Here is an 11,420-nt window from a genome sequence, read left to right on the forward strand (position 1 = left end):
GCGTTTCACCGGCGGTCGCCCGAGGGCGACCGTCACGAGCGGCGCCCGGGCCGGGAGGGTCCCGACGGCGTGGCCGGCGGCAGGAGCCGGGCGTTGCCGTGGGCCGCCACGAGCGGAGATCCCGGCGGTCCGGTCGTGTAACCACCGGGCTGCTGCTCCGACCAAGGGAGTGGAAAGGCACCCGCTCCGGCGGGCCGCCGACCCCCGAGGCTCCCTCGCCACGGGCGAACGTCGAGGACGGTCAGGAGTGGTGGGTCATGTCGAGCAGCACGAGGAACGGGGCGGCCGGGCTTCTCGAGCTGGCCCGCCGCGAGCAGGGCGCCGTCGAGGTGGCGCTGTTCTGGGACCAGCGCACCAGCAACGCGGTGGTCGTCGTCTGGAACTGGAGCTCCGGGATGTGCCTCCAACTGCAGGCCGATCCCGATCAGGCCGGCTACGCCTTCGCCCACCCCTACGCCTTCGCCGCGGCCTCCGGCGTCCCGTCGGGCGACATCCTGCAGGCCGCCTGAGGACACCGGTCATGACCCGTGCCGATGGAGTTCCTGGTCGCATGGACCAGCAGCCCGCCCGCTCCGGCAGACCCCAGGAGCGCCTCCCGGGCAGGCGCAGGAGATGGGTGTGGCTGACGGCAGGCCCGCTCACCGTCCTCGCTGCCGCAACCCTCGTGTGGTTCCAGCCCCAGAAGCTGCTGTACGACCAGCGGGTCGACGAGGTGCTGCCCAGCGCGGCCGCCACGGGGTCGCCGGCTCCTGGATCGACCGACTCGACCGCCGCGGCACTGCCCCTGGAACTGGCCTCGGGCCGCTTCACCTCTCGCGAGCACGAGACCGAGGGCACCGCTCGCCTCCTCCGCCTGCCCGACGGCCGGGTGATCGTCCGGTTCGAGGGGTTCGCCACCTCCAACGGCCCGCTGCTGGTCGTCTGGTTGACCACGAACCCGGCCCGGGGCCCCGACGAGGCCTTCGACGACGACCACGTCAGCCTGGGCCCGCTGCGGGGGAACATCGGTGACCAGAACTACGCCGTCCCCGCCGACGTCGACAGCACCGCCTACCTGAGCGTCGTCGTCTGGTGCGACCGCTTCGACGTCCCCTTCGGTGCAGCCGACCTCGGCCCGTCGACGTGACCGCGGCTCGCCGGGCCGCGGGACGAGCAGACCTCCTGGAGACGTCATGCCGCATCCGTCAGGAACACCAGCTCGCGACCACCCCGTCATGGCGGCCGAGGCCGGCCGCATCGAGCCGGCACCGCGCCGGGTGAGGGCCACCCTGGGCGGCCGCACCGTCCTCGACTCGGTCCGTGCGCGCTACGTCTGGGAGTTCCCCTACTACCCCCAGTACTACATCCCGCTCGAGGACGTCGACGACGCCGTCCTGGTCGACGAGGGCCGCGAACTGCGCCTCCAGCGCGGAACCGCCCGCCGGTACGGTCTGCGGGCGGGGAGCGAGGAACGTCCCGCCAGCGTGCGTGTCTTCGGCGCCGACGCGGTCCACGGCATCGCCGGCACCGCCCGCTTCGACTGGAACGCCCTCGACGCCTGGTACGAGGAGGACGAGCAGATCTTCGTCCATCCTCGCAATCCGTACGTGCGGGTGGACGCGCTGCCGTCGCACCGCCACGTCCGTGTGCACCTGGACGGTCGCCTGCTCGCCGACACCAGGAGCCCCGTGCTGGTCTTCGAGACCGGGTTGCTCACCCGCTACTACATCCACCGCACCGATGTGGCCCTCGAGCACCTCGTCCGCACCGACACGCGGACGGCATGCCCGTACAAGGGAGTCACCTCCGACTACTGGTCGCTGCGGGTCGAGGGCGAGACGCCGAAGGCCCACCAGGACATCGCCTGGTCCTACTCCTTCCCCACCCGGCAGCTGCTGCCGATCGCCGGCCTCGTCGCCTTCTACGACGAGAAGGTCGACATCGAGGTCGACGGTGTGCCCCTGCCCCGAGCGCACACACGCTTCGTCTGACCGGGGCAGCTCCGCGCGCTGCACCGGCTGCGTGCGGCGCAGGAGATGCCGGCGGCGATGGCGTACGACGAGTGCCCGAGGCATCCCTGGCCCACCGTGGTGTGGGTCCCGGTCGTCGGCGGGGAGTTCGCCGCGGAGTGCAGAAGGGGTGTGCACCGGGCGCTGCGCGTCCGGCGCCCTCCGCGAGCAGCCGGAACCACCGCAGCAGGTTGCAGGCCCACCCGCACGGCCGCGATGGCATCCACCCGCCTCGGCCCGGGTGTTCCTAGGCTCGGACCATGGGTGGCCCCGAGCGCTCTCCGTTCTCGACGTCCGAGCTGGGCACGGCCTACGACCCGGCGTCGGTGGAGGGACCGACCTATCAGCGGTGGATGGATCTCGGGGTCTTCGAGGCCGACCCGACCTCCGGCAGGCCTCCCTTCGCGATCGTCATCCCGCCGCCGAACGTGACTGGCTCGCTGCACCTGGGTCATGCCTTCCAGCACACGCTCATGGACGCCCTCACCCGGCGCAGGCGCATGCAGGGCTTCGACGTGCTGTGGCTGCCGGGGATGGACCACGCCGGGATCGCCACGCAGAACGTCGTGGAGCGGGAGCTGGCGAAGGAGGGCAAGAGCCGTCGAGACCTGGGCCGCGAGGCGTTCGTCGCGCGGGTCTGGCAGTGGAAGGAGGAGTACGGCGGCAGGATCCTCGGCCAGATGCGGCGCCTGGGGGAGGGACTGGCCTGGAGCCGGGAGCGCTTCACCATGGACGAGGGGCTCTCCCGTGCCGTCCGCACCGTCTTCAAGCGCCTGCACGACGACGGACTGGTCTACCGCGCCGAGAGGATCACGAACTGGTGCCCACGGTGCCTGACCGCGCTGTCGGACATCGAGGTCGAGCACCGCGACACCGCCGGTGAACTCGTCTCGATCTCCTATGGGCCGCTGACCGTGGCCACCACCCGGCCCGAGACGATGCTGGGGGACACCGCCGTCGCCGTGCACCCCGACGACGACCGCTACACGCATCTGGTCGGCACCCTGCTGACCGTGCCGCTGACCGGTCGCCAGATCCCTGTCGTTGCCGATGAACACGTCGACCCGACCTTCGGCAGCGGCGCGGTGAAGGTCACCCCGGCCCATGACCCCAACGACTTCGAGATCGGACTGCGGCACGGGCTGCCGTCGATCACCGTGCTCGACGAGCGCGGGGTGGTGACCGTGCCCGGCCCGTTCCAGGACCTCGACCGCCTCGAGGCTCGCCCGGCGATCGTCGCGGCGCTCAGACAGCAGCAGCTGATCGTGGAGGAACAGCGCCCGTACGTGCACGCGGTCGGGCACTGCTCCCGCTGCGGCACGGTGGTCGAGCCCCGGCTGTCGCTGCAGTGGTTCGTCCGCGTCGCCCCGCTGGCCCGGCGGGCCGCCGACGCGGTCCGGGCCGGAGACACGGTGTTCGTGCCCGCGGCGATGGCCGACCGCTACCTCGGGTGGGTCGAGGGCATGCACGACTGGTGCATCAGCCGCCAGTTGTGGTGGGGGCACCGGATCCCGGTCTGGTACGGCCCCGCCGGAGAGGTCGTGGTGCCCGATGCGGACGAGGAGCCGCCGTCGGGGGAGGGGTGGGTGCAGGACGAGGACGTCCTCGACACGTGGTTCTCCTCGGCGTTGTGGCCGGCGTCCACGCTCGGCTGGCCGGAGCAGACCCCTGACCTCGAGCGCTACTACCCGACCGACGTCCTGGTCACCGGCTACGACATCATCTTCTTCTGGGTGGCCCGGATGATGATGCTCTGCACCTACGTCCAGCCGCAGGTGCCGTTCCGGCAGGTGGCGATCACCGGGCTGGTACGGGACGGCCGCGGCCGCAAGATGTCCAAGTCGGCCGGCAACGTCGTCGACCCGCTCGACTGGATGGACGCCTACGGCGCGGACGCGCTGCGGTGGACCCTCGCCCGGGGCGCGAACCCCGGCGTCGACCTGCCGGTGAGCGAGGAGTGGGTGCAGGGCAGCCGCAACTTCGTGAACAAGCTCTGGAACGCCACGCGCTTCGCCTCGCTCAACGGCGCACGGGTGCCCGAGGGCGAACTGCCCGCCGACCTGTCGGTGCCCGACCGGTGGATCCTGTCCCGTCTGAGCCGGCTGCGGGACGAGGTCGACGTCCTCTACGAGGGCTTCGAGTTCGCCAAGGCCTGCGACGCTCTCTTCCACTTCGCCTGGGACGAGCTGTTCGACTGGTACATCGAGTTGGCGAAGGTCCCGCTCCGGGAGGGCGGTGCGGCCGCGGAGCGGACCCGCCTGGTGCTCGGGTGCTGTCTCGACACGCTGCTGCGCCTGCTGCACCCCGTGGTCCCCTTCGTCACCGACGTCCTGTGGCGGGCGCTGACCGGGGGGACGACGGTGGTGACCGCGAGCTGGCCGACCGGCGCCGGCGCGCACGACGCCGCCGCCGAGGCGGAGCTGCGCCGGCTCCAGGAACTGGTGGTCGAGGTGCGCCGGTTCCGCGCCCAGCAAGGTCTCCGGCCCGGCAGGAGGGTCCCGGCGACGATGGTCGGCGAGCTGGCGCTCTGGGCGCCGCAGCTGGGAGCGCTCGCAGACCTCTCGGTCACGGCCGCCGACCAGCTGCCCGCCGGGCTGGCGGTCGTGACGACCGCTGCGACACGGGTGGGCCTCGACCTGTCCGGCGCCGTCGACGTCGACGTCGAGATCCTCAGACTCCGCAAGCAGCTGGCCGCCGCCGAGCGGGAACGTGATCAGACCGCCCACCGGCTGGCCGACGGAGGCTTTCTCACCAAGGCGCCACAGCACGTCGTCGCCGCCACGCGCGACCGCGCTGCCGCCGCCGGGGCCGCCGTCGCCCGGTTGCGCCAGCAGCTCCAGGACCTGGAGGCGTCCTGACCGGGGTCGCAGGGCCACGTCCCGTCAGCCCGACCGAGCACAGCGGGGGCCGTTCCGGCGGGGAGACCTCCTACCGCCGATGCCGGCGAGCCGCCTCCGCCTCGTCCTCGGCGACATCGGCCCGCTCCGCGTCCGCGTAGACCCCGGCGGGGCGGTCGGCGTCGCGGGGGTCGGGACCCTGAGCGGCCGCGGGATCCGGTTCGGTGGTGAGGGGGACGGCGTCTCCGGTCGGCGGGGGGACCTCGGGGTGCTCTGCCGATGCTGGTCCTGGCGTGGTCATCCCTCCACCTCCTGGTGCGTTCGGTCCTCATGTCCACGATCGGGCAACCGCCGTCGTGGGACAACCGGGGAACGAGAGGTGCAGACCCGGGCCTGAGACCTGCCGCTCATCCCGTCCATCGCATGCCGAGCAGCACGGTGTCGTCCCGTCCGTCGTCGGCGGTGAGCGCTCGCATGAGTCCGTCCAGTGTCTGCCCCAGTGGCTGCCCGTCGAGGGCCGCGGCCCCGGCGGCGCGCAGCCGGTCCAGCCCGGCGTCGATGACCTCGCCGCGGCGCTCGACCAGACCGTCGGTGAACGCCAGCAGCGTGCCGGTGGCCGGGACCGTGAACTCGGCCGCCGGCGGCGGGTCCGGGTCCACCACGCCGATCGGTGGGGCCACGGGCATCGTGAGGGACCGGGCGTTGCTCCCGGTGAGCAGCACGGGCGGGAAGTGGCCGGCGGAGACCGCGCGCAGCCGGGCGGCGGTCACGTCCAGCTCGCCGATCAGCACGGTCGCGAACTGGTGGCTGGTCCCCACGTCGAGCAGCCGGCGCAGCTTGGCGAGGACGACGTGGATGTCGTCGCCCTGGGTGAGGTAGGCGCGCACCGCGAAGCGCAGCTCCGCCATCGTGGTGGCCGCCGGCAGCCCGCGACCGGAGATGTCCCCGACGACGAACACGCAGCGACCGGGTCCGCAGGGCAGGACGTCGAACCAGTCGCCGCCGACCTCCAGCTCGTCGACGCCGGCGACGTACCGGGCGGCCACCTCGATGCCGTCGACCGTGGGAACCTCGGGCAGCAGGGCCTGCTGCAGCGTGCCGGCGATGCTCCGCTGCTGCCGGTAGAGCCGCTCGTTGTCCGCGGCCAGCCGCTCGGCCTCGGCCCGCCGTCGCAACAGCGTGGCCGCGACCACGGCCGCGCCCCCGGCCAGCAGGAGCCCCACTCCCAGCACGATCCAGGGCAGCGCGGAGGACAGGTCACCGGTCAGGCTCGTCCGGGACGCGCCGACGATGGTGATCGCCGTGTCCCCGAACGGCACCGTGGTGCGTTCGGTGTGGCCGCCGATCGGTACGGGGCCGGTGGAGTACAGCAGCTGGTCGGTGGCCTCGTCGCGGCCCAGGTAGACGGCGAAGTCCAGGCCGCCGAACGCCTCGTCGGGCGGCACCTGGACGCGCCGGTCGGGCGGGAGCGGCGCCTCGGCGTAGACCACCAGCCCGGCGTCGCCGCCCGGCCGCAGCGCGTAGCCCAGCCGGGCCGGCTCGCCGGGCAGGATGCCGGTGACCGCGAGCGTGCCGTCGGTCGGCACGGCGGTGAGGAACGCGGGGAACCCCTCGCGGTCGGGACCGGCCGGGTCCGGGCCCTGCACGCTCAGCTGCTCGACCTGTCCGCCGTCGCCGACTCGCCACAGGGACAGCGTCATGCCGGTGGAGTCGGAGATCCGGGCGGCGAACCGCTGGAAGGCGCCGGGGTCGGCGTCCGTCGCGGTGGCGACCTCACCGGCGTCGGCCAGCTGGGTGGTCAGCACCGTCACCTGGGTGGTCAGGACGGTGCCGGCCTGGTCGACCTGCCGCTGCAGGGAGTCGGCCTCGGCGGCGGCGTTGACCTGTCCGGCCAGGACGGCCAGCAGCGCCGCGACCGCGAGGACGACGACGGCGACGACGGCGGCGACCCGGCGGGGCGTGCTGCGGATCATGGTGGGCGAACCGTACCGCTCGGGGGTCTCGCAGCCGTGGTCCAGCACGCGGGACACCGGGCTCGGTGACGCGGCGCCATCCCGGCTCCGCACCCGGGCCGAGCCGGCCCGCGGGCAGGCACCCTCGAGCGTCGCAGCGTCCGCGGTCGCGCAGCGACCGGTCGCCGTCGATCGCTCGCACGGACCCGTCGAAGAACGCACTGCCGTGGACCGGCGCTACCCGCCGGGGTCGGTCGGCTCCGGCGGCCGGACGTCCGAGCGGGTGCCGCGGCGGTGGGACGCGGTCGCGGTACCGGGCGGCCACGCGGAGCGGCGGGCCTTCGGGCTCCCGCCCGGTCCCTGGACGTGGCGGCGGATCTGCTGGGAGATGAGCCGGGCGACGCTCGAGGGGCGCCAACGTCGATCTGCCGGGGTGCGGAAGCCCTCGGCGTCCAGCGCCGCGGCGATCGCGTCGATGGACGCCCCGTCCCGGTGCAGCTCGAGCAGTCTCGCGACGCCGTGCGCGTCGGCGGTGTCGCACCTCCCGCGCCTGGTGGCCCTGGCTCGGTCGACGGCCCCGCGCGCCGCGGGGAGCGGCCACTCGCGCGAGCTCGACAGGTCGGTCAGGGGGACGGCCGGACCCCACAGCCAGCCTTGGCCGGTGCCACAGCCGAGTCCCTGGAGGAGGGCAGCCTGTTCCGCGGTCTCCACGCCCTCGGCGACGACATCGACCCCCAGGGCCCGGGCGAGGTCGATGATCCACGCGACGATGGCCAGCGCGTCCCGCTGGTCGGTGATGTCGGCGACGAAGCTCCGATCGATCTTCAGCGCCGAGACGGGGAGGTCGCGCAGGCTCGCCAGGGAGCTGTAGCCCGTGCCGAAGTCGTCCATCGCCACCCGGATGCCCGCCTCGCGGAGGCGGCGGAGCAGCCGCGCGGCGAGGCGGGGGTCGTGCATGATCGCCGTCTCGGTGATCTCGAGGACCAGCTGCTCCGCGGGCACCCCGGCGTCGGAGGTCCAGTCCAGCAGGCGGTCGAAGAGGTGACTGTCGGTCAGGTTGGCCGCCGACAGGTTGACGGCGAGGTACGCGTCGGCCGGCACGGCGCCTGCCGCGCGCAGACGCGCCATGTCCCGCAGCGCCTGCCGGATGACCCAGCGGTCCAGGTCCGGGGCCACCCCGGTCAGCTCGGCCACGCGGACGAAGGCGCTGGGCGGCACCGGCCCTCGCTCCGGGTGCGTCCAGCGGGCCAGTGCCTCCAGGCCGACGACGGCTCCCGTCCGGAGGTCCACGACGGGCTGGTACTCGACGTCCAGTGCACCGCGCGCCAGCGCGGCCGGCAGGTCCGCCCCCAGCGCGTACCGGTCGGCCTCGCCCTCGTGGAGCGCCCGGTCGTGGACGTGCACCCGCCCGCGGCCGGCGCGCTTCCCCGCGTGTACGGCCGAGTCGGCCTGGCGCAGCAGGTCCATGGCCGTGACCGCCGCCCCCGCGGGTGCGGCGGCGACACCGAGCGACGCCGTGACGCTCACCGCGGCACCGTCGATGCAGAAGGGGTCGGACAGGGTGTTCCGCAGGAAGCAGGCCAGCGCGTGTGCCGAGTGCTCGCCGGTGTCCTGGCAGACGACCACGAACTCGTCGTCACCGATGCGGCCGACGGTCTCCTGGCCGGACACGCTGGCCCGCAGCCGCGCGCCGACCGCGTCGAGCAGCCGATCGCCGACGCCGTGCCCGCGCGAGGCGTTGACCATCCTGAAGTCGTCCAGGTCGACCAGCAGGACGGCGGTCGAGTGGCCGGCCCTCGTCAGGGCCTCGGTCAGCCGGTCGACGACGACAGCCCGGTCGGGCAGCCGGCCGGAGCCGTCCGTGGCGGTGTCGCCCGGCACCCCGGCTCCGCCGTCCTGTGACCTGGCCACCTGTCCCACTCCCGTGCTGCCGGCGTCCAGGGCACGGCTCCGCGCCCCCGGCCCCAAGGCTCGCCAGGACCGGCAGGCGCGGCCAGATGCGCGGGTGCCAACCTCCTGGTGCGCATGCACTACGAGCCGCCCCGCGGCCGGTCACCCCTCAGCCGCTGCTGACCAGGCCCTCCCGGACGGCGATGGCCAGCACCTCGAGCTTGGAGTGCGCCCCGAGCTTGGCCGAGAGGTTGGCCACGTGGTTCCGGACGGTGTGCACGCTGATCGTCAGCTGCTGGGCGATGTCGGCGTTGGACAACCCCAGGGCCAGCAGGTCGAGGATCTCCTGCTCGCGCTCGGTGAGCTCGGCGCGGCCCCCGCCGCTGCGTCGCTGCAGACGCGGCAGGAGCCGGGTGAGCAGCTTCGCGCTGACCACGGACTCGCCCTGGGCCGCCGCCCGCACGCCGGCGATGACGTCGTCGAGCCGTTGCGTCTTGGCGATGAAACCGGCGGCGCCGGCCTCCATCGCGGCGACGAGCACGCGGTCGGACGTCGAGGCGGTCAGCACCACGACCCTCGCCGAGGGGCGGATGCGGTGCAGGTCCGCGATCGCACCGACCCCGTCGCCGTCGGGCAGCCGGTGGTCCAGGAGGACGACGTCCGGGACGACCGAACCCACCAGCGCGCGCGCCTCGGCGATGGACGTCGCCTGACCGACGACGAGGAGGTCCGGCTCGGCCTGCAGGACCTGCGCCAGGCTGGCTGCGAACACCGGGTGGTCGTCCACGACGAGGATCCGGACCGGGGTGGACGTGGGCCCGTCGGGTGCCTCGGGCGAGCTCACGATCCGAGTCTTGCACGCACCGGACGACCGGGATCCCGGGCGTGTAGTGCAGGGGTGTCAGCGCAGGCGGTGCGCCTGCATCAGGACAACCGGGCGCCGGGTGCGCGACCGTGTCCCGGTGACCGGAGCCCGCGGCGAGATCACCGTCGTGGTGGCGGATGACGACTCCCGCGTCTCACACGCCCTGGCCGAGCTCCTGGACGACGAACCCGGCTTCCGCGTCGTCGGACGGGCGGCCAACGGCGACGACGCCGTGACGGCCGCGCGCGACCACCGGGCGGCACTCGTGGTGACCGACGTGCGGATGCCGGGTGGGGGCCCGGACGTGGTCAGGCGACTGGTGGCGCTCCCGCACCGGCCGGTCGTCGCCGGGCTCTCAGCGCAGGCCGATCCCTCGACCTGGACGCGCATGCTGGCTGCCGGCGCGTCGACCTACCTGGTCAAGGGCTCCGTGTCCGGCGACCTGCCCACGCTGCTGCGCCGGTGCGTGCAGGGCCACCTCGTCGTGGGAGTGCCCGGCGCGGCCGACGTCGTCCGCCGCCTGCTGTCCGGCTGACCGGCTCCGGGCCGGCCGGGGGGTGCCGTTCCCGCCGCCCGTCACCGGTAGGAAGAACGACACGGCCGTGCCGGCACCGCCCGGACCCGGCCCCGACCGCCACCAGCCGCCCGACGCCGCCGCGCGGTCGCGCATCGCCACCACGCCGGAGTGCCGGCGTCCCGAGCGGGTCGTCGCCGTGCCGGCCACCCCGGTCCCGTCGTCGACGACGTGCACCTGGACGCCGCGGTCGGTGGCGTCCACGGTGACGGTCACGCGGTGCGCCTGCGCGTGCTTGCGGGCGTTGACCATCGCCTCGCGGGCGATCCGGTACGCCGACACCCGCACCTGCTGGGGGAGCGGAGCCTGCCCGCGTTCCTCGACCGACCAGGTGACGTCGGAGTCCTCGAACACGTGCGCCGCCGCATCGGTCAGGCCCTCGGCCAGCGTCGCGTCGAGGACCGGCGTCTCCAGGTCGAAGAGCAGGTGGCGGAGCCGGGTGCTCGCGCCGTGGACGGCGTCCAGCACGGCCTCGACCCCGGTGGCCTCCTCGGGCGCCCGGTCGCGCAGCCGGTTCCGGAGGGCCCCGAGGCGCAGGTCCACGGCCGCCAGGGCCTGGACCGAGTCGTCGTGGACGTCGGCGGCGATGCGGGCCCGCTCGTCGTCCTGGACCTCGACCAGTCGCTCGCTGAGCGCACGCTGGCGGGCCTCGGTGAGCGCGCGCAGTTCCCGGAAGGTGAGCGCCGTGCGCCCCACCATGAGCACCCCTGCGGTGAGGGCCACGACCGCGGCGAAGGCGCTGATCCCGGCCCGGGTCCCGTCGAAGAGCAGGACCAGGACGGCGAGACCGCAGACCCCGGGCAGGGCCAGGACGCTGACTCCTTCCAGGTCGACGTCGCGCGACTCCGATCGGCGCAGGGAGGCCAGCGCGGCACCGGCCAGCAGCAGGCGGGCCACCAGCCACCCCAGGTCGACCGGTTCCCCGCCGACGTAGGCGTCCCGCGCCACGAGGTCCGCGTAGACGGCGTCGGTCGTGAAGAAGGTGACGAACGAGGCGCAGAGCAGCCACCAGGAGCGGCCGGCACTCCGCCCGAGCACGGCGAGGGCGGCCACCGCCGGCGCGAGGAGCAGGAGGTCGGCGATCGGGTAGGCGGCGGTGAAGGGCGCACCGCTGTCGTCGCCCAACGGCACGGACGCTCCGTCGAGGTAGTTCTCGGCCAGCGCGACGGCGGTCAGCCCGGCGATGAGGCCGTCGAGGGAGAGGCTTGCCGGCATGGGGGGGGGGGGGGGGGGGGGGCGGGGGCCCGCCCCCCCCAGGCGCCGGCGGCCCCCCCCCCCCGCGGGGGGGGCGGGGGGGCGGGGGGGGGGGGCGGC

At 74.2% G+C, this 11,420-nt stretch carries 8 protein-coding genes and 1 pseudogene; 5 read left to right on the forward strand and 4 right to left on the reverse strand.

Going from position 1 to position 11,420, the window contains the following annotated elements:
- Positions 1-257 precede the first annotated feature (257 nt).
- The 4 genes from ACI78Q_RS21470 to ACI78Q_RS21485 all read left to right on the forward strand — a co-directional run bounded on the left by ACI78Q_RS21470 (position 258) and on the right by ACI78Q_RS21485 (position 4,846).
- A complete protein-coding gene (locus tag ACI78Q_RS21470; RefSeq protein WP_456925489.1) occupies positions 258-509 on the forward strand; it encodes a hypothetical protein in 252 nt (83 codons plus the stop codon).
- A gap of 107 nt (positions 510-616) precedes the next feature.
- The gene (locus ACI78Q_RS21475; protein ID WP_456925490.1) at positions 617-1,126 is read left to right on the forward strand and encodes a DM13 domain-containing protein; all 510 of its coding nucleotides are present in this window, start codon (positions 617-619) and stop codon (positions 1,124-1,126) included.
- A gap of 88 nt (positions 1,127-1,214) precedes the next feature.
- The gene (locus ACI78Q_RS21480) at positions 1,215-1,970 is read left to right on the forward strand and encodes a DUF427 domain-containing protein (RefSeq protein ID WP_456925491.1); all 756 of its coding nucleotides are present in this window, start codon (positions 1,215-1,217) and stop codon (positions 1,968-1,970) included.
- Between the two features lie 278 nt (positions 1,971-2,248).
- Positions 2,249-4,846, forward strand: a complete 2,598-nt coding sequence (locus tag ACI78Q_RS21485) for a valine--tRNA ligase (protein ID WP_456925492.1) — start codon at positions 2,249-2,251, stop codon at positions 4,844-4,846.
- Positions 4,847-5,232: 386 nt separating this feature from the next.
- Here ACI78Q_RS21485 and ACI78Q_RS21490 read toward each other — a convergent pair whose 3' ends face one another.
- From ACI78Q_RS21490 to ACI78Q_RS21500, 3 genes are all read right to left on the reverse strand, one after another.
- The gene (locus ACI78Q_RS21490) at positions 5,233-6,798 is read right to left on the reverse strand and encodes a PP2C family protein-serine/threonine phosphatase (RefSeq protein ID WP_456925493.1); all 1,566 of its coding nucleotides are present in this window, start codon (positions 6,796-6,798) and stop codon (positions 5,233-5,235) included.
- 216 nt (positions 6,799-7,014) lie between these two features.
- A complete protein-coding gene (locus tag ACI78Q_RS21495) occupies positions 7,015-8,688 on the reverse strand; it encodes a putative bifunctional diguanylate cyclase/phosphodiesterase (protein ID WP_456925494.1) in 1,674 nt (557 codons plus the stop codon).
- Positions 8,689-8,836: 148 nt separating this feature from the next.
- Positions 8,837-9,511 (reverse strand): response regulator, encoded by a 675-nt coding sequence (locus ACI78Q_RS21500; protein WP_456925495.1) that lies wholly within the window; start codon positions 9,509-9,511, stop codon positions 8,837-8,839.
- A 151-nt stretch (positions 9,512-9,662) separates the two neighbouring features.
- Between ACI78Q_RS21500 and ACI78Q_RS21505 the strand changes: the two genes are divergently transcribed.
- A complete protein-coding gene (locus tag ACI78Q_RS21505; protein WP_456925497.1) occupies positions 9,663-10,067 on the forward strand; it encodes a response regulator in 405 nt (134 codons plus the stop codon).
- 51 nt (positions 10,068-10,118) lie between these two features.
- Here ACI78Q_RS21505 and ACI78Q_RS21510 read toward each other — a convergent pair.
- Positions 10,119-11,321: pseudogene (locus ACI78Q_RS21510) on the reverse strand (sensor histidine kinase); the annotation flags it as partial.
- Positions 11,322-11,420 lie beyond the last annotated feature (99 nt).

The sequence above is a fragment of the Geodermatophilus sp. SYSU D00705 genome, from assembly GCF_054050135.1.